Here is a 21,692-nt window from a genome sequence, read left to right as displayed (position 1 = left end):
ATGAACCTGTCCCCTCTCAACCGCCGGCGCTTCGAACTGTTCAAGGCCAACAAGCGTGGCTGGTGGTCGCTGTGGCTGTTCCTGATTCTGTTCGGCCTCAGTCTGGGCGCCGAACTGATCGCCAACGACAAGCCGCTGGTCGTGCATTACGACAACAACTGGTATTTCCCGGCGATCAAGCGCTATCCGGAAACCGCGTTCGGCGGCGAATTCCCGCTGGAAGCCAACTACAAGAGTCCGTACATTCGCGAACTGCTCAAGGCCAAGGAGGCGTGGATTCTGTGGGCGCCGATCCCCTACAGCTACCAAAGCATCAACTACGACCTGAAAGTCCCGGCCCCGGCGCCACCCTCGGCGGACAACCTGCTGGGCACCGACGATCAGGGCCGCGACGTGCTGGCGCGGGTGATCTACGGTTTCCGCATTTCCGTGTTGTTTGCGCTGACGCTGACCGTGCTGAGTTCGATCATTGGCGTGATTGCCGGGGCGCTACAGGGCTTTTATGGCGGCTGGGTCGATCTCGCCGGGCAGCGTTTTCTCGAGATCTGGTCGGGGCTGCCGGTGCTGTATCTGCTGATCATCCTTGCCAGTTTCGTCCAGCCGAATTTCTGGTGGTTGCTGGGGATCATGCTGCTGTTCTCGTGGATGAGCCTGGTCGATGTGGTGCGCGCCGAGTTCCTGCGCGGGCGCAATCTGGAATATGTGCGCGCCGCCCGCGCGCTGGGCATGCAGAACGGCGCGATCATGTTCCGCCACATCCTGCCCAACGCCATGGTCTCGACCATGACCTTCATGCCGTTCATTCTCACCGGCGCCATCGGCACCCTGACCGCGCTGGACTTCCTCGGCTTCGGCTTGCCGGCCGGCAGTCCGTCGCTGGGCGAACTGGTTGCCCAAGGCAAATCCAACCTGCAGGCGCCATGGCTGGGCATGAGCGCGTTTGCCGTGCTGGCGCTGATGTTGAGTCTGCTGGTGTTTATCGGCGAGTCCGCTCGCGATGCCTTCGACCCGAGGAAGTGAAATGAATCAGGACAATCTGATCGAAGTGCGCGACCTCGCCGTCGAATTCGGTTTCGGCGAGCGCGTGCACCGCGTGGTCGAAGGCGTGAGCTTTGACATCAAGCGCGGCGAGACCCTGGCACTGGTCGGCGAATCGGGCTCGGGCAAATCGGTAACGGCGCATTCGATCCTGCGCCTGCTGCCCTACCCCATGGCGCGGCATCCGGCCGGCAGCATCAATTACGCCGGGCAGAACCTGCTGGATTTGAGCGAGAAGACCATCCGCCATATTCGTGGCAACCGCATCGCCATGATCTTTCAGGAGCCGATGACTTCGCTCAATCCGCTGCATTCGATCGAGAAGCAGATCAACGAAGTGCTCGGCATCCACAAGGGCCTGAGTGGCAAAGTGGCGACCAAACGCACGCTGGAGCTGCTGGAAATGGTCGGCATTCCCGAGCCGCACAAGCGGCTCAAGGCGCTGCCCCATGAATTGTCCGGCGGCCAGCGGCAGCGGGTGATGATCGCCATGGCCCTGGCCAACGAGCCGGAATTGCTGATCGCCGACGAACCGACCACGGCGCTGGACGTGACCGTTCAGCTGAAAATCCTCGATTTGCTCAAGGATCTTCAGGCTCGATTGGGCATGTCGCTGCTACTGATCAGTCACGATTTGAACCTGGTGCGAAGAATTGCGCATCGCGTATGTGTCATGCAGCGCGGTTGCATCGTCGAACAGGCATCGTGCGCAGAGCTGTTCCGTTCGCCGCAGCATCCGTACACTCGGGAATTGCTCGGCGCGGAGCCCAGCGGCGGCCCGGCGAGCAATGAAATCGGCGCGCCGCTGCTCGAAGTCGAGGACCTCAAAGTCTGGTTCCCGATCAAGAAAGGCCTGCTCAAACGCACGGTGGATTACGTCAAGGCAGTGGACGGCATCAATTTCAGCCTGCCTCAGGGCCAGACCCTGGGGATCGTCGGCGAAAGCGGTTCCGGCAAATCCACCCTCGGTCTGGCGATTTTGCGGCTGATCGGCAGCAAAGGCACGATCCGCTTTGAAGGCAAGCAGCTAGACTGCCTGACGCAGAACGAGATTCGCCCGCTGCGGCGGGAGATGCAGGTGGTGTTTCAGGACCCGTTCGGCAGCCTGAGCCCGCGCATGTGCGTTAACGACATCGTTGGCGAAGGCCTGCGGATACACAAGATGGGCACCGCGACCGAACAGGAAGCGGCGATCATTGCGGCATTGAAGGAGGTAGGTCTGGATCCGGAAACCCGGCACCGCTACCCCCACGAATTTTCCGGTGGGCAACGGCAGCGAATCGCCATTGCCCGGGCCTTGGTGCTGAAACCGGCGCTGATCCTGCTGGACGAGCCGACTTCGGCGCTCGACCGGACGGTGCAGCGGCAAGTGGTGGAGCTGTTGCGTTCACTGCAAGCCAAGTACAACCTGACGTATTTGTTCATCAGCCATGACTTGGCTGTCGTCAAAGCGCTGAGCCACCAACTGATGGTGGTCAAGCATGGCCAAGTGGTCGAACAGGGAGACGCGCAAAGTATTTTTGCCGCCCCCCAACATCCGTATACACAGCAGTTGCTGGAAGCCGCTTTTCTGGCACCAGCCACTGCGCAATAACCTGAAAGAGGAGCAACACATGGGTTTTCTCGCCGGTAAGCGCGTACTGATCGTCGGTGTCGCCAGCAAGCTGTCCATCGCATCCGGCATCGCTGCCGCCATGCATCGCGAGGGCGCTGAGCTTGCCTTCACTTATCAGAACGACAAACTCAAGGGTCGCGTCGAAGAGTTCGCACAAGGCTGGGGTTCGAGCCCTGAGCTGTGCTTCCCGTGCGACGTGGCCAGCGATGAAGAAATCGCCAAGGTCTTCGAAGAGCTGAGCAAGAAGTGGGACGGTCTGGACTGCATCGTGCACTCCGTCGGCTTCGCCCCGGGCGACCAACTGGACGGCGACTTCACCGAAGCCACCACCCGTGAAGGCTTCCGCATCGCTCACGACATCAGCGCCTACAGCTTCGTGGCCCTGGCCAAGGCCGGTCGCGAAATGATGAAAGGCCGCAACGGCAGCCTGCTGACCCTGTCGTACCTGGGCGCCGAGCGCACCATGCCGAACTACAACGTGATGGGCATGGCCAAGGCCTCGCTGGAAGCCGGCGTCCGTTACCTGGCCGGTTCCCTCGGTCCGGACGGCACCCGCGTCAACTGCGTATCGGCTGGCCCGATCCGCACCCTGGCCGCTTCCGGCATCAAGAACTTCCGCAAGATGCTGGCTGCCAACGAAGCGCAGACTCCGCTGCGCCGCAACGTCACCATCGAAGAAGTCGGCAACGCCGGTGCCTTCCTGTGCTCCGACCTGGCGTCGGGCATCAGCGGTGAAATCATGTACGTCGACGGCGGCTTCAACACCACCGCGATGGGCAACATCGAAGAGTGATCTTCCTGTAGCCGATAAAAAACCCGCCGAATCCGGCGGGTTTTTTTATGTCTGCAGAAAAGCTCGCCCAACTACATATGTACCGCCAACCACCCTGCCCTGCCTTTGATACTCGGCGCTCGATGCTTATCAGCCGCCAGGGAGGCGCAGATGGACGACACACCGGTACACGAACAGACGCTGATTCACAATCTCATCGCAGAATTGACCGCCGTACCGGTGGTCAGCGCCGCCACACCGGCGCGCACGCTGGAGGTTCCCCGTGCATGCCGGCTGCGCGAATGGATGGAGCTTTACTGGAGCGCCCTCGAACGCCCTGAATTTCTCGATTGGGCCAGTGGCTTTAACATCGATCTGGATACCCTGCAGATCAAGGGCGATACCCTGCAAGCGCAGACACCCTCGAACGGCTCCAGCGATGTCCGCACGTTCACGCTGGAAGATGATTCGGGCTGGTGGCAGATGGCGCCGATGCTGCTGTCGATTTCCCAGCGTATCGATCCTGCGGGGCTGGGCCTGCCCTACATCGGCGGTAAATCCGCCAATCCGCTGTATCGGTTTCCACGGCAAGTGGTGCTGGCGTTCTACGGTTACCCGGAACCGCAAAACCAGATTCAGGCCCGAGTCATCCTCGCCGAGCTGAAGAAAACCGGGCTGGCGGCCATCGATGAAAACGGCCAGAGCACGTCGGCGCTAGTGAAGGAACGCAACGCGCAACTGGAAGACTTTCGGGCGATCGCCGATCGAATCGATGAAGTGTTGCTGGCGAGCGACCCTTTCGAGCAGCGAGGCTTTCTCGACACGCCGGTAACCCTCACTTCGGCCTCTGTTTCTGCACCCGCCAGAGGGCCGCGCCTCAAACTGGGCGAGCTTCTGGGCCGCTATGAGTTTGCGTTGCCGCAAGATGCCCGCGAAGCCAAGGCACTTGCGCAACGCCTGCGCCAGCAAAGCTGGCCGGCGCTGCCCTACGTCAGCGATTACGTGCAAAGCAACGACCCCATCCGCAGTTATCGTGAAGAATTTGGCGCTCTGGAAGATAACCGGCACATCGTGCGACGCCTTGAAGCGCTGAGCTGGAACAAAGCGCCCAAGGCCAAGATCGATTACGAGGAAATCAGCGAGCCCCATCCGGATTCCGCGCTGGCGGGACGGATGAAGTATGGCCAGCGTCAATTGCAGACACTCAGCGCCGATGAGGATTTTCAAGCCATCCTGCAACAGCACGGACTGCCCGCCGACAGTCAATTGCTCGTCACCGAATCCGGTCATGTCGGTACTGCCAGCGTAAAAGGCTGGGTCACCCTGACGGCGCAGGTGGAAAAACAGGCTGATCTGAAACTCTTTCGCGACCAGCTCAAGGCCAAGGCAAGCAAAGCCGGCGGCGCCCTGCGCTCAAGCGGTAAAGTCACCCTTGGGCAAATGCTGCGCTTCTACAATCTGCTTTTGCCGAACACTGTCGAGCAAGCCCTCGCGCTGGTGAAATGGTTCAGGATCAATCTGCACACCCGCCCCGGGCATATGAATCACTGGTATCTGCTGGGCCAGCCGTGGACACAAACCGAACGGTTCACGGCGCAACAGCGTCAGAGCATCATCGACACCACACAGGCGTTTTTACCCGTAGACTCGCCGCCGTTGATCGACTACCTCAGTGAGGGTGTCGATACCGATCTGCCGCTCAAAACGCTCCAGGCAAAAGCCGACTACCTGATCAGCCGTATCCTGATCACACCGCGCGCGCAAACGCTGGGCAATCTGCTGGTGAAGAATCTGGGCGCTCCGGCGCAGGAGAAACGCCTGCTGGCCACCAACCGCGATCGCCTGTTGCTCGCTGCATTGATTCTCAGCCTGGAGCCGAACGCGGGTGAGGATTTGAACCGTATTGTCGTGCAACGTCTGGAGGGGCGTGATTTCTGGGGCGACAGCTATGACGAGGTACGCCGCTTCATTGATCGGCAGCCCGCTCTTGCATCGGTAAAAAACAAAACGCTGGCGACCCATCTGTTGTTGTCCGGTATAGCGCCGGAGTTTCTGACCCGGCATATTCCGCCATCACTCTGTTACATGAGCTGTTCGCGTTGGGTCAGGCTGAAGCAGGTCGTGCTGTATATCGAAAGCCAAATGCCGGGTGTGGCACGCCTGATGAGCTATGAGCAACTCAGCCAACTGACCAAAGGCCCGGCCCCCACGCACTTCTACAAATTCCTGCGCGAGGATTCCTGTGCCTCACTGGTCGTTGACTGGGCGGTTGCCAGAGGGCTGATCCAGCGCAACGCCGAATTTCCGGTGACTGTTTATGACGCCACGACGCTGAAGCAGGCCGATGTCCTGTTCCGCAACCACAATCGCCTGTTGAACGATCTTTATCGGCGGGCGTTCCTCTCGGCACCGCCCACTCCCGTCACGGTTGCCTTGGCCGATCTGCGCAAGGTGTTCAGCGATTCCCCCTACCTCACGGAGAAGGCGCTGTTTGTTGCAGACGCCAACCCGCAGACCTCTGCAGCGCATTACTCGCTGAGCGAATTGCATGTCGCCGGCAAGCTGACAGGGAAGCTGGCGGGATGGCAATCGAGCAATGCACAGTTGCAACTGGCCCCCATGCTTGCCTCGTTGCCCAGACTGCACAATGTGGCGACCTACTTCCATGCGGCACTGAGCGCACGCCTGAGGCAAATGAAGGACGCACATATCGCATTTCTCAAGGAAGCGTTCTGTCGCTTGCCGTTCGCGCAGCGAATCGACATCGAAGACCACGAGCTGGAACTGCTCGCCCTGCGGCCAGTATCGGCAGCCACGGACAAGCTGGCTGACGCCAGCACTGCGCCATTCGGCATCTTGGCGCTGCTGCGTGGGAGTCCAGCCAGAGTCTTCGAGATTTTCACTGGCAGGAATGAAGTGGTGCTGCGTCGCGATATCGACCTTGCATTACTCAAACCATCGGGGGCAAATGATGCGGCGAAATCGCTGCCCGTCGACGCCGAAGCCTACAGGCACGGCTCCCAGCCTCGCTTGAATGCCACTTGTAACGCGTTCATTACTCGCCTCGATATTCAGGGCGCACCCCTGGCGCAACAGGAGCGCGCCGCCGTGCCCGATACTTTCGCCTCCAACATAGTCAACGCCATCGCCAGCACTGCCGTCAGGCATCTGTTCGATGCTTTCAAAGCGCAAGCCTTGCAAGACGCATTGCGCGTGCCCGAACTCGAGGATGCCGCTGCGAGTCACGAGAAATGGCTGGCGTTTTACCAGAAGCTGAGCCCGCCCAAGCGCTGAGCACTGGCGAATCCGGCGATAGATCGGCTGACGCCTTCGCGAGCAGGCTCGCTCCCACATAGATGGTGCTGAACTGAAAAATCCTCCGCGCCATCGAGACCTGTGGGAGCGAGCCTGCTCGCGAAGACATTCCATCAGCCAGCATCAAATTGCCTGACCCACCGCCATCGCGGGCAAGCCCGCTCCCACAGGAATTCAAGGTGAACTCACACCTCATTAACGTCACTGGAGTCTGTGGGAGCTGGCTCGCCAGCGATGGTGCCGGTGCTAGCAGCCTTTCAGAGCTTGCTTGTGCGCATACATTGCGCCATCCGCATCGGCGAGCAGGCGATCAACGGTTTCGTGGCGTGTGGGGTCGTATTCGATCTGGCCGACGCTGAAGCGAATCGCGTAACCACGGTGCAGCGTGGCGTTGCGCTCTTCGAGGATTTCCTTGAGCCGCGCCATGATCCGCGTGGTCTCGACGTGGCTGGAGCCGGTCAGCAACGCGACGAACTCATCACCGCCCAAGCGCCCCACCACATCGCTCTCGCGAAAGGCAATGCGCAACACATCGGCGAAGGTCTTCAGCGCACTGTCACCTTCGGCATGCCCGTACAGATCGTTGATCTGCTTGAAGTCGTTGAGATCGAAAAACAACAGCGTCGCCGGTCGGTTCAAACGTGCGCAGGCATCCAGCGCATGCTGGGCCAGTTGCTTGAAACCACGGCGATTGGACAGCAGCGTCAGTTCATCCATGCTTGCCATCTGCACCGCCGTCAGCTCTTGCTCGGCCATCTCCGCGAGGTCGCGCAACAAGGCACGCTCTTCGTCGTCGAGATGGCGGGGTTTGGTATCGATCAGGCACAGGGTGCCCATTTTGTTACCGTCCGGCACCGTCAATGGATAACCGGCGTAAAAGCGAATATTCGGTGCGCCGGTGACCAACGGGTTGTCATGAAAGCGCAAATCTTCCAGCGCATCGGGCACCAGCATCAACTCGTTTTGCAAAATCGCATGGCCGCAGAACGAGACATCGCGGGACGTCTCGCTGACATCCAGACCCACACAGGACTTGAACCACTGGCGATCCTTGTCGACCAGCGTGACCAGGGCGATCGGCACGTTGAACAGGCGCTTGGCCAGGCGTGTCAGACGATCAAAGCGCTCCTCCGGCGCCGAGTCGAGGTTGAGGCCGTGCAAGGCGTCGATTCGTGCAGCTTCATTGGCAGGTTTTCCGGGCACCAGCATGCGCACACTCCGTAGACAGTCATGCGTTCAGCGTAGCGCTTAATCGTCGGGGCATCACATTTGCGCCACCGGACAAGGCCCGCCGGCATCGGCCCAGAGTTTGAATTGCGCGACGAAGATATCGTGCGGCACTGGCACCGGTGCGCGCCCTGCCCCGGGATTCCAGCCCCAGAGCACCAGTTTGTCTTCGCTGACGTGTTTTAACAGCGCGGCGAAATCACGATCACCATTGCTCGCGCGGTCCTTGATCATGGTGCAAAGCTTGTCCGAAGGCAGGCCGATCCAGGCCATTTTGTGTGCCGCTGGCGGCAGGCTCCAGTGCGGCGCACCCGGCGGCGCATGGGGGCCATAACTGGCCGGCGGATTGCTTTCAGCGTGACAGGTGGCGCAGGGCAAACCGGCGGCGCCCCTTGCCATCCATGCCGCGCACTACATTCATCGCGTGAGGGATGCCAGCGTCGAACTGCAACGGCGAATCGCCGGGGATGTGGCAGTTCTGGCAGCGCGGGCTCTGAAAGACTTTCTGCACCGTGGCGAAGGCTTTCAACGCCTGCTGATCCTCGGCAAACAGGTCCGAGGCATAGCCACCGAGGCCCAGCAACACGACGGTGCCCAACACAAGATGTCGTTTCATCTCACACCCCCGACAATTGCAGTGGCAGTTCGCGCAGGCGTTGCCCGGTCAAGGCGAACACTGCGTTGGCCACCGCCGGCGCGGTCGGTGGCACGCCGGGCTCGCCGATGCCGCCGGGTTTTTCACTGCTGGGGACGATGTGCACTTCCACCACCGGCATTTCGTTGAGCCGCAGCACCTGATAATCGTGATAGTTGGACTGCACGACGCCGCCGTCCTTGACGGTGAGCTTGCTGTGCAACGCCATGCCGAGACCGAAGGTGATGCACGATTCCATCTGCGCGGCGATGCTCTGCGGATTCACCGCAATGCCGCAGTCCACCGCGCAGACCACCCGATGCACGCGGATCGCCAGATTGTCCTGCGACACCTCCGCCACTTGCGCCACGTAGCTGCCGAACGACTCGTGCACCGCCACGCCCAGAGCATGCCCGTCCGGCAACGGCGCGCCCCAGTTGGCCTTCTCCACCGCCAGATTGAGCACGCCGAGATGGCGCGGGTGCGCCTTGAGCAGCGTTCGTCGGTACTCCACCGGATCCTTGCCCGCCGCCGTCGCCAGTTCATCGATCAGCGATTCCATGACAAAACCCGTGTGGGTGTGGCCCACCGAACGCAGCCACAACACATTGATGCCGGTCTGCGGCGAATGCAGGTCGACCTGATGATGAGGCAGATCCTTGATGTACGGACTGTCGGCCACGCCCTCGACCGAGGTGGCATCGATGCCGTTCTTGACCATCGCTGCCTCGAGCATCGTCCCGGCCATGATCGACTGGCCGACCAGCACATGCTGCCAGCTCATCGGCAAACCATCAGCACCCAGTCCGACCTGCGCCTTGTGCAGGTACATCGAGCGGTAGTAGCCGCCGCGAATGTCATCTTCGCGCGCCCACACGGTTTTCACCGGCAGGTCCGCCGCTTTCGCCACTTGCACCGCTTCGGCGACGAAGTCCGAAGTCGGATTGGCGCGGCGACCGAAGCCACCGCCGAGAAATTCCGTGTGAATTTCGACCTGCTCGGGCTTGAGCCCGGTGATCTTGCTGGCGACCATTTGGTCGAGGGTCTGAAACTGCGTGCCAGTCCAGATTTCGCATTTGCCAGCGCTGATTTTCACCGTGCAATTGAGCGGTTCCATCGGCGCGTGGGCCAGATACGGCACGCTGTATTCGACCTCTATTTTCTTCGCGGCTTTGCCGAAATTGGCCTTGGCATCTCCAGCCTGCGTGGCCGAGGTGCCCGGCGTCGCCGCCAGTTTGCGGAAACTCTCGAGCAGTTTTTCACTGCTCATGTCGGCCAACCGCCCCAGATCCCAATCGACCTTCAGCGCATCACGGCCCAACTTCGCCGCCCAGAAATGCTCGGCCACCACCGCCACGCCGCTGGGCACCTGCACAACCTTGTGTACGCCGGGAATGGCCAGCGCTGCGGCGCCTTCGAAGGTTTTCACCGTGGCGCCAAACACCGGCGCGCGGGCGACCATCGCGGTCATCAGGCCTTCGAACTGCACGTCCATGCCGAATCTGGCGCGGCCGGTGATCTTCTCCGGGGTGTCGAGACGCTTGGTCGGTTTGCCGATGACTTTCCAGTCCTTGGCTTCCTTGAAAGTGATGGTTTTCGGGTCAGGCACCGGCAGTTGCCCGGCGGCATCGGCCAGTTCGCCGTAGGTCGCGCGGTGGTCCCCGACGATGACCACGCCGGACTCAGTGCGAATCGTCGACGGCGCGACGTCGAAACGTTTCGCAGCCGCTTCCACCAGCATCTGCCGTGCCGTCGCCCCGGCCAGTCGATAGCGGTCGAATTCCATCCAGGTCGACGTCGAGCCACCGGTGATCTGCATGCCGCCAAATGCTGGCAACCCGTAATCCGCCGCTGAGGCTGGCGAGTGCTCGACGCGGATTTTCGACCAGTCGGCGTCCAGTTCTTCGGCGATCAGCATGGTCAGGCCGGTCCAGATGCCCTGGCCCATTTCCGAATGACCGAGCAGCACGGTGACGCTGTTGTCCGCCGCGATGCGCAGAAACGCGTTGGGTGCGAACGTCTTGTTCTGATTTTCTGCCGCCCGGGCAAAGCGGTTGGCCCCGGGCACCACAAACGCCACCATCAGGCCGCCGCTTAACAGTGCGCTGCCCTTGAGAAACCCGCGACGCGATACAGGACTGTTCATCGTTCCTCTCCCAGAGAATGACTCAGCCGATTTCGGCGGCGCGTTTGACCGCAGCGCGAATGCGCGGATAGGTGCCGCAGCGGCAGATATTGCCGGAGAGCGCCTGATCGATATCGCTGTCGGTGGGCTTGGGAATTTTCGCCAGCAACGCGGCGGCGGACATGATCTGCCCGGACTGGCAATAACCGCACTGCACCACGTCCAGCTCGGCCCAGGCCTGCTGCACCGGGTGCGAGCCATCGGTGGACAAGCCCTCGATGGTGAGGATTTTCTGGCCGTGGGCGACGGCAGTCGCCGGGGTGATACAGGAGCGTAATGGCGCGCCGTCGACGTGCACGGTGCAGGCGCCGCACTGGGCCATGCCGCAACCGAACTTGGTCCCGGTCAGGTGCGCGATATCGCGCAGAACCCAGAGCAGCGGCATGTCGGCGGGTACATCGAGCTCTTGGTCCTTGCCATTGATATTCAGGGTCAGCATCGGGTGATTTCCTCAGACTCACGTATTGCAAAGGGGCGTCGCTGTGGTCGCAAAAACCTACGGACGCCCGCGCTTATCCCTTTCAGCAAAGCCTAATTTGCGCTTGAAGCCAGACGTTGTGACCAGCGGTCATGCAGACCCCGGCTTTGCTCCTACAGTTGATAACGGCTCGCACTGAGTCGTCGTATCTCTGCGCAACCGGCCCGCGAACCTCGCGGTTGTCCATCACAGGTCAGGAGTAACGAATATGGGCTTTGTCACCACTCGAGACGGCGTCGACATCTTCTACAAGGACTGGGGGCCGCGCGACGCGCCGGTGATGCACTTCCACCACGGCTGGCCGCTCAGCTCGGATGACTGGGACGCGCAGATGCTGTTTTTCCTGGCACAGGGCTTTCGGGTGATTGCTCATGATCGACGCGGGCATGGCCGCTCGAGCCAGGTCTGGGACGGCCACGACATGGATCACTACGCCGACGATGTGCTGGCAGTGGTTAATCATCTGGGTACGCGCGACGTTGTCCACGTCGGCCATTCCACCGGCGGCGGCGAAGTGATCCATTACATCGCCCGGCATGGTCAGGACAAGGTCAGCAAAGCGGTGTTGATCAGCGCCGTGCCACCGTTGATGGTGCAGACCGAAAGCAACCCGGGCGGTTTGCCGAAATCGGTGTTCGATGGCTTTCAGGCGCAGTTGGCGGCGAATCGCGCGCAGTTCTATCGCGATGTGCCGAGCGGACCTTTCTACGGCTACAACCGCCCGGGCGCCGAGTCGGCGGAAGGGATCATCGCCAACTGGTGGCGCCAGGGCATGATCGGCGGGGCCAAGGCGCATTACGACGGCATCATCGCCTTCTCGCAGACCGACTTCACCGAAGACCTGAAAAAAGTCACCGTGCCGGTGCTGGTCATGCACGGCGAGGATGACCAGATCGTGCCTTACGCCAACTCCGCACCGTTATCGGCGAAACTGCTGCCCAACGGCACACTGAAGTCGTACCCGAGGATTTCCGCATGGCATGCCGACCACGCAGGCTGAAACCATCAATGCGGATTTGTTGGCGTTTATTCGCGGGTAACCGCCTCAATCAGGCTTACTGCAATTGGCAAACACTGATCCCCTGTGGGAGCGGGCTTGCCCGCGAGGCGTCTCTACAGTCCAATTATCTGCGAATGACACTCCGCTTTCGCGAGCAGGCTCGCTCCCACAGTTGGGATTGGGTATATCCGTCAGAGACTGGTCGGCTACAAGGCCGCCATCGCTGGCAAGCCAGCTCCCACAGTTGGAATTGGGTATATCCGCCAGAGACTGGTCGGCTATAAGGCCGCCATCGCTGGCAAGCCAGCTCCCACAGGGATCAGGGTAGATCTGCTGTTCATTCGTATCTTTGAGATAGCTATCGCGAGCAGGCTCACTCCTACAAGAGCAAGAGCAAGAGCAAGAGCAAGAGCAAGAGCAAAAGATCGCAGCCTTCGGCAGCTCCTACAGTCTCCGCGTTCGCCTTAGGCCGAGTGTCAGCTCGCCTGCTTTTGATCTTGATCCACCGGCGACGTCGGAAGGCTGAGCGGAGGGATTGATCCGGGCGTGGGAGCGCAGCGACCGTCTGGCGCAGCCAGACACAGCGGAAGGAGGTGCAGCGAAGCAAACCGGAGCCGCTGCGCCCGGATCGATCCCGCAGCGAAGGAACCCGAGCCTGCGAGGGCCGAACGCAGGAGCAAGCCTTTTTTGGTTACTTTTTCGGCGTTTGGAAAAAGTGACCCGCCGTAAGGGCGGAACCCTAAGCAGCCGTTACCGCAGCAACGGATATGTACTCGGTCAACCAGAACAAATCATCGCTCGACAACAAGCCTTCGCGAGCAGACTCGCCCCCACAGAAATCGCAAGCGTGCTGAAGGCTGAATCAATCCCCTACCCCTCTGCCCGCCCTTCGCCTTCACGATCACCACGGTAATGCCTGGCCAGCGGAAAATCCGGCAGCCACGATTCACGCCGCACAATCCAGCTCTCATAGGTCGGCTTCAACTGATCCGGCGCATCCAGCGCGCCGAGGTTCACCTCGACCTCATCAACACTGCGGTTGAACACCGAAGAACCACAACGCGGACAAAAGTGCCGCCCCTGGTACTCATGGGTTTCACCGCTGATGGTCACAGCGTTCTCAGGAAAAATCGCCGAGGCATGAAACAGCGCACCGTGGACCTTGCGACAGTCCAGACAATGGCACAGCCCGACCCGGTAAGGCTCGCCAGAGGCTTGAAAACGCACATCGCCGCACAGGCATCCGCCGGCAAAGATATTCATGGTTCAGCTCCATCGCGCCCGTGGTGTCACGCCCCCCAGAGCCTATAACAGTCGGCGCTGCAATGCAGGCGATGTTTCAGATGAAAGAACTTGATGTCGCCGCACTGCAACGGGCATTCGACGGCCAGAGCTAATACACTCAGGCGCTGACCTGCCGGGACAATCACGATGAAACACGCCGCTGCGAAAAACCCCGAGAAAGCCCCGCGCTTCTGGCGCGACGACGCCCTGCCCTTCATCGAAGCGCGGGCCATCGCGGATGGGCGTGAAGTCTGTTATGCGCGGCATTCCCATGCGCACTTTTCCATCGGCGCAATCACCGCCGGGCGCAGTACCTATGTGCATGAGCAGGCGCAATTTGAGGTGGCGGCCGGCACCGTGGTGCTGATGAATCCCGGCGATGTACACGCCTGCAATCCGATCGATGATCAGCCTTGGTCGTACGTGATGTTGTATGTCGAAACGCCGTGGCTGACGGATTTGCAGCATCAATTGGGGTTTGCCGGGGAGCTGGAATTCCGGCGATTTTCCGACACGCATCTGGCTGATGCCGAGCTGTTCGGCAAGTTGATGGGGTTGTATGAGGTTTTGCTCGACGACCAAATGGAGGCACTGGCGAAACACAGCGCGGCGGTAGAGTTTTTCAGTGATTTGCAGGTCCGCCTCAATCCGGCGGATGAGCCCGTCGATGAGCCGAATTTCAAGCTGGAACGCGCCGCTGATTTCATCCGGGGACATTGCACCGAAGTGCTCAGCCTCGAGGCGATTTGCGCGGCGGCGCAGCTGTCGCCGTCATACCTGATTCGCGCGTTCAAGCAGCGCTACGGGATGACGCCCCATGCCTTCCTGGTCAACCAGCGCATCCAGTTCGCCCGCGAGCGCTTGCGCAGCGGCCAGTTGATTGCCGATGTCGCGCTCCAGGCCGGGTTTGCCGATCAGGCGCATTTTCAGCGAGCGTTCAAACAACATCTGGCGGCGACGCCGGGGCAGTATCGCGGCTGACTTCATACTCGAAGTTGAACACTGCCCCCCTTGTGGGAGCGAGCCTGCTCGCGAATGCGGTGGATCAGTCAGTGAAGTGTTGAATGACACACCGCGTTCGCGAGCAGGCTCGCTCCCACAGGGGGTTGTGGTGGGCCTGTCAATCAAGTGAACAGCAAATAAAGCGCACTCACCGCCAGCAACAACGCCATCAACCGATTGAACCAGCGCATCCCGGCGGCATTGCTCAGATAACCGCGCAAAAACGTCCCGGCATACGCCCAGCAGCCCACCGACAGATAGCAGATCACCAGATACACCGCCGCAAACTGCCAGACCAGCCGCGCCTCGCCGTCGGCGACAAACGCGCCCATGCCGGCCACGCATGCCAGCCAGGCCTTGGGGTTGAGCCATTGCATCACCGCGCCATAGAGCATCGACGGCGCACGGCCGGACTCGCTGGTGTTCAGTTGGCCGTCATCGCTGGCCAGTTTCCAGGCCATGAACAACAGGAACGCCACCCCGGCCCATTGCACCACGCGGGTCATGAACGGCCACAATTGCAGCACCTCATGCAGGCCCAAGCCCATCAGCACCAGCAACAGCACAAACCCCAACGTCGCCCCGGCCACGTGCCGCTGGCTGGCGCGGAAACCGTACTGCGCGCCGGAACTCAAGGCGACGATATTGACCGGCCCGGGGGTGATGGATGCGGCGAGGGCAAACGCCGCCATGGAAAGAATCAGACTCATTGCACACCTGCTTCAAACGAGGAACGAGGTGGCTACGGTAGCGAGCGGGGGATTTGCGGTATTGAAGAAAATGACCCTGAGGCTGCGAATCTGATCGTTCCCACGCTCTGCGTGGGAATGCAGCCCGGGACGCTCTGCGTCCCATTCAGAGCGTGGGAACGATCGAAACCTACAAGGGGCACTCAGGCCAGGCGCGGCACGGTGAAGCGGAATTCGCTGCCCTGGCCCGGCTCGCTCTCGGCGACGATCTGGCCGCCATGGGCTTCTACGATGCCTTGGGTGATATACAAACCCAGGCCAGTGCCGGTCGGGTTGCCTTCCTTTATCGTCCAGTAGCGATCAAACACATGCGGCAAGTGCTCCTTGGGAATGCCTTCACCACTGTCACGCACGATGAACACGATCTCGTCACCCACCGATTTGGCGTGCACGCCGACCGTGCCCATGCGCGGGGTGAATTTGATGGCGTTGCCCACCAGGTTCGACAGCACCTGAAACAGCCGCTCGGGGTCGGCGTGGATGCGCAGGTCAGGATCGGCCTGGAAGGAAATGCTGATGTCCTTGTCATGGGCCAGCGGCGACAGCAACGCTTGGGCCTCTTCAAAGATGTGCCCGACCTCCAGCGCCTGCGGGGTGATGGAGTAGCGCCCGGCGTCGATTTTCGAGGTATCGAGCAGGTCTTCCAGCAGCGTGTTCATCCGCGCCGTGGCCTGCTGCATGGTGTCGATTGCAGTGGAGATACGCCGCGAAGTGTGCGCGCCTTCCGAGCTGAAGGCTTTCTGCATCATGCCGCAGAGCATCGAAATCACCGTCATCGGGTTGCGCAGGTCGTGGGAAACCACCGCCACCAGATCATCGCGCGCCTGCACAGCCGCCTGCTCGCGACGTACCTGACGGGCCAGATCGTTCTCCAGCGCCGAGCGGCGCAGGTCATTGGCGGCGAACCGGTCACCGTGGCTCCACTTGGTGGAAATCCCGGCCATCTCGACTTTCCAGATTTCGAACGAGGTACGCGGACGCAGGCGCATCCCGGCATCGGAGGTTTCCAGATCCAGCGGTTTGCGCGGATCGCCACTCCAGTTGATGTTTTCCTTCACTTCCGGACGGAACCACAGCACGCCGTTGTCCACCGGTTTGGGCAGGCTCATGGCGAGCACACCGCTGGCCACAGACTGATACTGCGCCGCCGGCGGGTAAACGCTGGACAGGTGATGGCTGGCGAACACCGGCTCGCCGCGCGCCTGCAACCACTTGTGCAGCGCGCGAATTTCTTCCGGCGCCGGGCAGTTGCCGTAACGGTGCAACTGCTTGTCTTCGATGATCGCGATGCCGCCGGCATTGACCAGCGCCATCAGCGTCGCTGGCTGCTGGGCGAGGCCGTCGAAAACATTTTGCGGCGAATCGACCATCGCCTGATTGAGCCGCGCCAGCGCTTCGACCTTCTCTTCACGCTGGCGGGTCAGTTCAAGGGTTTCCATGGCACTGATCTGCAACGACAGGACCTGGCCGATGGTCTGGCAAGCCATGCGCAATTCATGCGGCACGTGCAGCGGCTGGCGATTGCCGCAGCTGATCAGGCCCCAGAGCTTGTCGCCCTTGAGCAGGGAAATGCTCATCGACGACAGCACGCCCATGTTCTTCATGTACTGACAGTGAATCGGCGAGACGCTGCGCAGCGTGGCGAAACTGAGGTCCAGCGGCGTTTGCGTGTCCGGGCGCAGCTTCGGCACCAGTGGCACTGGCTGATAATCGGCGTTGGGGATGATCCGCAGCCAATTGGTGCGGTACAGCTCGCGCGCCTGCTCGGGAATGTCCGAAGCCGGGAAGAACAGGCCGTTGAACACTTCCATCGACGGATCGGACGCTTCGGCGATGACCTGACCGTGGCCCTCTTCCTCGAAGCGATAGATCAGCACCCGGTCGTAACCGGTCATCGCCTGGATTTCCTTGACGCTGATGTCGTACAGGGCCTGCAGCGTGGTCGCCGCTTGCAGGCGCTGGAGCATGCGGCCCAGGTGGGTATTGACCCCGGCGACGTTGCGCGGCTGGAAATTCTTCACATGGATTTCCAGCTCGAGAATCAGCACGCCCTGATGGCGGTGCAGCAAACCTTCGAATTCAGTGCCGTTGAGCTCGAATCGTAGCGGCGCCGCCTCGGAAAACGCTGTCTGCTGCAAGGCTTCGAGCACGTGCGCGGTGTGTTCGGCGCCGATCAGGCTGTGCAGCGGCTGGCCGATCAGCGATTCGGGCGCGCGGGCCAGCAGGGTCTCGACGTTGGCGCTGACCTGAATGATCTGCAGCGCAGGCTCGGTCAGGGTCAGCAGCAAACCATGGGGCTGGATCGCGCCAGGAAAGCGGATTGGCTCGTCGGCACAGTTGGCCAGCAGTTCTTCAAAGGCTTGTGGGTCTTGCGGGTTCATGCCAGTACCTCCTGGCGCTCGAGCCACTGCTCGAAACAGCTGAATGTGGTTTGTGCTGCGCTGACCACGGCCGGGCGTTCGCTGGCCGCCATGGGCCGGTTGCTCAGGTATTCGATGAACTCGCGCCAACGCCGCCCGGTGGCCGCGCCGTAGACATCGAGGAAGGCAGCGCCATTGTCGGCGTCCAGATTCAGCCGCGCGGCGATCTCCCGACGCAGGATCTGCCCGCCGAGAGTGGCGCCTTCGAGCACGTACAAAACGCCGAGACTGGCGGCGCTGGAGTCGATCACCGGCAAGTCCTCGCACAGCGGCAAATCATTGGTCGTCGCGCCCAGTGCGCGCAGGTCGGCGTGCAAGGTCTCGGCCTTCAAACGAGGCGTCAGATCGAAATCATCCGGGACAGCGCCACTGGCGAGCAACGCCCGTTCCAGCGGCTGATAAAAACCGTAATAGGCCGCCATCAAGCGCTCGAATGCGGGGGTATCGAGGGTATCGGTAAAAAAAGGAAGGCGTTTTTCCAGTGCGATGTGCAGTTCGGCTGTGCCGGCCCGCAGATCTTGCAGCACCGGTGGCACATAAACCTCACGGGCCTTTGCTTGCATGTAGATCGCTCTTGGTGGGACCCGGCAGGGGCCATTCTGGGTGGGCTCGACGTGGGGGGAATTTATCACGCCACGCAGCTTTTTCTGCCTGCCAAAGCGTTTTTTCTGTCGAACTGCGACCCTATGACAGGTTCAGAGTGGCGCCGGATCAGAAAAGTTCGACCGACGCCATTATCCTGCCACTGCTGACCACCTCAATCAGCGCCGTCGTTCTGCACCGATGGATCGCCGTTGGCCGGTACGCTGTTGTCGGCAACGGGTTTCGATGGGTTGTTTTTTTCGGCGCCGGGATAACCGGGCAGACCGCGAGTATCGTCCGGCGTCATGACATCCTCGTTATCTCGACTAACGTCCCAGTCGGTGGTGGCGTTGGGGTCTTCATCGCGCCCGGCCGTGCCGATGGCGAAGCCGTCGTCGTTGGGATTGACGGTTTGCTTAAGCGCTTTGTCGTTGCTGGATGGGTTGCTCATGTCTGCCTCCAGAACACGTTGATCGGACTTGTTTGGAAACGCCTTGGCCGCTCAAGTGCAATGGACAAGACCAACGGTGCATTCGCGGGGCACTGGTCGCCTGGCGTGAACCACCGCAACGGCGCACGGTTCTCAAGAGAACCACTTGCTCGAGCACCGTCATGAGCCACCCGCGATTCGGCATTGAGGAGGAGTACTTTCTCACTGACCTGCAGAGCCTGCGCATGGTCGGCAGTCCGCCCCCACAGGCCATCGAGGCTTGCCGGGCGGCGCTGGGTGTGTGGTTTGCCACGGAGATGTTTCAGGGGCAGATCGAAGTGGCTTCGCCGGTGTTCAGCGACTTTGTGCACGCTGGCGATTTTCTCCGTGGCAGCCGTCAGGCCTTGGGTGCAGCCCTTGAACCGTTTGCTCTGGGCGTGCTCAGCGCCGGCAGTCATCCGCTGGCCGACTGGCGCGAGCAGGTTCCGACCGACGAGGAACATTTCCATCATCTGTTCGAGCGCTACGGCCATGTTGCCCGCCGCAGCGTGCTGTCGGGCCTGCATGTGCACGTCGAGGTGGCAGAGCCGCTGGATCGCATTGCGGTGATGAACGAAGTGCTGCCCTGGACGCCGCTGCTGTTGGCACTGAGCTGTTCGTCGCCGATCTGGGATGGCGCCGCCAGCGGCTTCATGAGCTATCGGCAGACCGCGTGTGACGAGTGGCCACGCATGGGCATCCGCCGCTGTTTGCCGATCAGCGCCATTACGACGAACACTTGGCGTTTCTCATGCGTATCGGCGCGATCAGCCAGCCCGGCGAGTGTTGGTGGGGCGTGCGCCCGGCAGCGCGTTTTCCGACCCTGGAACTGCGTATGACTGACGCTTGCCCTCGGGTCGAGGATGCGCTGACCCTTGCGGCGTTCTTTCGCGTTCTGGTGGCTCACGCCAGTGCGCAGCGGCGGCCGGGATTGCTCTATGACCAGACCGCACGTTCGATGCTGGAGGAAAATCGCTGGCGGGCCAAACGCTTGGGAATTCATGGGCGCTATTTGGTCGAAGGCATCGACGGCGACTGTTCGTTCGCGCAATGGCTGGAACTGGCCGAGCAGCGTTTTGCCGAAACGGCACAGGTATTGGGCGCGGCGCAGTTGTTCGAACGTGCCCGGGCGATCATCGACAGCGGCACCAGCGCCGATCGGCAACTGGCGCTGTTCAATCTGGCGTCTGAACAAGCGCAAAACGGCCGCTCGGCCCTCGGGCAAGTGGCCGAGCTGCTGCTTCAGGAAACCGCTGGCTGATCGCTCTCGGACGGGCCTTTGAGTTCGACCTGATTGCCGTCCGGGTCGAAACAGTACAGCGACAAGCCGTAACCCTCGGCGCCAAAACGCCTGGCGGCTTGTTCAACGGTCAGCCCGAACGATTGCAGATGGGCGATGAGCGCGGCTTCGTCGAACGGTTCTATGCGCAGACAGAAGTGATCGACGTTGCGCTTGTGCGCATCAGCGGCGCCGCCGCCCTTGCGCCCGAGTTCGCCCGCCAAATCGACGAGATCGATCATCGACGTACCGGCCCGCAGGTGCACCAGCCCCAGCGGCTGGTTATGCCTGACCACTTCGGCGCCAAACACCCTGGCGTAGAAATCGATGCTGCGCTGCAGGTCGGCGACGCGCAGGACGATATGATCGATGTGCTGAATGGAAAAGGGATGCATGAGTTGGCTTCCTCGAAAGCGGCGACCCGCTCATTGTGCTGCACAAGGGAAAAAATTCACTGTCGATTTTTCGGTGGAGCCATCGACAAAGCGGATTTACTCTCACGTCATGAACATACCAGCCGCTGTCCTGCCGCCCCACGCCGAAATGGTTCGCGCCATGCTCGAGCGCGACACTGCCTATGAAGGCGTTTTCTTCACCGCCGTGAAAACCACCGGGATCTTTTGCCGCCCCAGTTGCACGGCGCGCAAGCCGAAACCGGAAAACGTCGAATTCTTCGCCCACGCCGACGAATGCCTGTGCGCTGGTTACCGCGCCTGCCTGCGCTGCAGACCGCTGGACGCAGCGGCCATCGCCCCGGACTGGGTGCAGCGCCTGCTCAATGCGGTGGACGCCGATCCCGAACGGCGCTGGAGCGATGCGCAATTGCTCGCCGAGGGCATCGAACCGCTGAAACTGCGACGCTGGTTCAAGCAGCACTTCGGCATGACCTTCCACGCCTGGCTGCGCACACGTCGCCTTGGCATGGCCTTGGGCGGGATCAGGCAAGGCACGTCGATCGATCACGCGGCGTTCGACTCCGGCTACGAGTCGCTCAGCGGTTTTCGCGATGCGTTTCAGAAGTCCTTCCACATCACCCCGGGCCGTGCGGCCAACAGTGAGCCGTTGCTGTTCACCCGCCTTACCACGCCGCTGGGGCCGATGATCGCCATGGCTGAGCAGCGTGGGCTGGTGTTGTTGGAGTTTCTCGATCGACCGGCGCTGACCCGCGAAGTCGAAGCGCTGCAGAATCGTTATGGCTACGCGGTTGCGCCGGGGCATAACGCCCACTTGCAGCAGATCGAGGTGCAACTGGCGGATTATTTCGCCGGCAAACTGACTCAGTTCAGCGTGCCGCTGCACCTGCCCGGCAGCACTTTCGCCCGTGAGGTGTGGGCGGCGCTGCTGCAAATTCCCTATGGCCGCACGAGCACGTACGGCGCCATCGCGGCAGGCTTGGGCAAACCCGGCGCCAGCCGTGCCGTCGGCCTGGCCAACGGGCACAATCGGTTGTCGATTGTGGTCCCGTGCCACCGAGTGATCGGCGCAGACGGCTCGCTGACAGGTTATGGTGGCGGACAACCGCGCAAGGCGTTTCTACTCAGACTGGAAAACGCCGCACTGCAAATGACTCAACAATTGGCTTTTTGAGCCGTGCGATCCAACACGCAAACAGGGATTTCGATGAGTACGTTCGAATCACCGCA

General features: G+C 61.3%; 15 protein-coding genes and 3 pseudogenes. 8 read left to right on the top strand and 10 right to left on the bottom strand.

The features are described from left to right. The 4 genes from AB4O12_RS05245 (at nt 1) to AB4O12_RS05230 (ending at nt 6,719) form a co-directional block, all read left to right on the top strand. Nucleotides 1-1,020, top strand: a complete 1,020-nt coding sequence (locus AB4O12_RS05245) for an ABC transporter permease (RefSeq protein WP_460060624.1) — start codon at nt 1-3, stop codon at nt 1,018-1,020. Between the two features lies 1 nt (nt 1,021). After that, a complete protein-coding gene (locus tag AB4O12_RS05240; RefSeq protein WP_457263551.1) occupies nt 1,022-2,632 on the top strand; it encodes an ABC transporter ATP-binding protein in 1,611 nt (536 codons plus the stop codon). 19 nt (nt 2,633-2,651) lie between these two features. Further along, nucleotides 2,652-3,446, top strand: coding sequence for an enoyl-ACP reductase FabI (gene fabI / locus AB4O12_RS05235; RefSeq protein ID WP_003202751.1), 795 nt, complete (start codon nt 2,652-2,654; stop codon nt 3,444-3,446). A 150-nt stretch (nt 3,447-3,596) separates the two neighbouring features. Then, on the top strand, nt 3,597-6,719 hold the full coding sequence (locus AB4O12_RS05230) for a hypothetical protein (RefSeq protein ID WP_460060620.1): 3,123 nt from the start codon (nt 3,597-3,599) through the stop codon (nt 6,717-6,719). 267 nt (nt 6,720-6,986) lie between these two features. On the opposite strand, the gene AB4O12_RS05225 is transcribed toward AB4O12_RS05230, so the two are convergent. The 4 genes and pseudogenes from AB4O12_RS05225 to AB4O12_RS05210 all read right to left on the bottom strand — a co-directional run bounded on the left by AB4O12_RS05225 (nt 6,987) and on the right by AB4O12_RS05210 (nt 11,225). Next, nucleotides 6,987-7,949, bottom strand: coding sequence for a sensor domain-containing diguanylate cyclase (locus AB4O12_RS05225; protein ID WP_252883563.1), 963 nt, complete (start codon nt 7,947-7,949; stop codon nt 6,987-6,989). 54 nt (nt 7,950-8,003) lie between these two features. Continuing rightward, nucleotides 8,004-8,583: pseudogene (locus tag AB4O12_RS05220) on the bottom strand (hypothetical protein). Between the two features lies 1 nt (nt 8,584). Then, nucleotides 8,585-10,747 (bottom strand): xanthine dehydrogenase family protein molybdopterin-binding subunit, encoded by a 2,163-nt coding sequence (locus AB4O12_RS05215; protein ID WP_460060617.1) that lies wholly within the window; start codon nt 10,745-10,747, stop codon nt 8,585-8,587. A 22-nt stretch (nt 10,748-10,769) separates the two neighbouring features. Beyond that, nucleotides 10,770-11,225 carry a (2Fe-2S)-binding protein gene (locus AB4O12_RS05210; RefSeq protein ID WP_041478642.1) on the bottom strand — a complete coding sequence of 152 codons (456 nt, stop codon included), beginning with the start codon at nt 11,223-11,225 and terminating at the stop codon, nt 10,770-10,772. 247 nt (nt 11,226-11,472) lie between these two features. Between AB4O12_RS05210 and AB4O12_RS05205 the strand changes: the two are divergent. Then, nucleotides 11,473-12,304: pseudogene (locus tag AB4O12_RS05205) on the top strand (alpha/beta fold hydrolase). Nucleotides 12,305-13,134: 830 nt separating this feature from the next. On the opposite strand, the gene AB4O12_RS05200 reads toward AB4O12_RS05205, so the two are convergent. Continuing rightward, nucleotides 13,135-13,527 (bottom strand): GFA family protein, encoded by a 393-nt coding sequence (locus tag AB4O12_RS05200; protein WP_150742744.1) that lies wholly within the window; start codon nt 13,525-13,527, stop codon nt 13,135-13,137. A gap of 168 nt (nt 13,528-13,695) precedes the next feature. Between AB4O12_RS05200 and AB4O12_RS05195 the strand changes: the two genes are divergently transcribed. Continuing rightward, nucleotides 13,696-14,529 carry an AraC family transcriptional regulator gene (locus AB4O12_RS05195; RefSeq protein WP_375123431.1) on the top strand — a complete coding sequence of 278 codons (834 nt, stop codon included), beginning with the start codon at nt 13,696-13,698 and terminating at the stop codon, nt 14,527-14,529. Nucleotides 14,530-14,672: 143 nt separating this feature from the next. On the opposite strand, the gene AB4O12_RS05190 is transcribed toward AB4O12_RS05195, so the two are convergent. From AB4O12_RS05190 to AB4O12_RS05175, 4 genes are all read right to left on the bottom strand, one after another. Continuing rightward, on the bottom strand, nt 14,673-15,260 hold the full coding sequence (locus AB4O12_RS05190) for a LysE family translocator (protein ID WP_122750638.1): 588 nt from the start codon (nt 15,258-15,260) through the stop codon (nt 14,673-14,675). Between the two features lie 182 nt (nt 15,261-15,442). Beyond that, the gene (locus AB4O12_RS05185; protein ID WP_041478638.1) at nt 15,443-17,680 is read right to left on the bottom strand and encodes an ATP-binding protein; all 2,238 of its coding nucleotides are present in this window, start codon (nt 17,678-17,680) and stop codon (nt 15,443-15,445) included. After that, entirely contained in the window at nt 17,677-18,282 is a 606-nt protein-coding gene (locus AB4O12_RS05180; protein WP_460060612.1) for a biliverdin-producing heme oxygenase, read from the bottom strand. Before AB4O12_RS05180 ends, AB4O12_RS05185 begins: the two co-directional genes overlap by 4 nt. A gap of 194 nt (nt 18,283-18,476) precedes the next feature. Next, nucleotides 18,477-18,752, bottom strand: a complete 276-nt coding sequence (locus AB4O12_RS05175) for a hypothetical protein (RefSeq protein ID WP_310215677.1) — start codon at nt 18,750-18,752, stop codon at nt 18,477-18,479. A 161-nt stretch (nt 18,753-18,913) separates the two neighbouring features. On the opposite strand from AB4O12_RS05175, the pseudogene AB4O12_RS05170 reads away from it, so the two are divergent. Continuing rightward, a pseudogene (locus AB4O12_RS05170) lies at nt 18,914-20,031 on the top strand (carboxylate-amine ligase). Here the strand turns inward: AB4O12_RS05170 and AB4O12_RS05165 are convergent. Next, nucleotides 20,013-20,444, bottom strand: coding sequence for a VOC family protein (locus AB4O12_RS05165; protein ID WP_252869197.1), 432 nt, complete (start codon nt 20,442-20,444; stop codon nt 20,013-20,015). The pseudogene AB4O12_RS05170 and the gene AB4O12_RS05165 sit on opposite strands and share 19 nt — an antisense overlap. 109 nt (nt 20,445-20,553) lie before the next feature. Here AB4O12_RS05165 and AB4O12_RS05160 point away from each other — a divergent pair, with 109 nt between their 5' ends. After that, complete coding sequence (locus AB4O12_RS05160) at nt 20,554-21,636, top strand: bifunctional transcriptional activator/DNA repair enzyme AdaA (RefSeq protein WP_460060609.1); 1,083 nt, start codon at nt 20,554-20,556, stop codon at nt 21,634-21,636. The last annotated feature ends 56 nt before the right edge of the window (nt 21,637-21,692 follow it).

The organism is Pseudomonas sp. S2_A05, from assembly GCF_054668485.1.
Note: the sequence above shows the minus strand (reverse complement) of the source record. Positions and strands in the feature narration are given on the sequence as shown.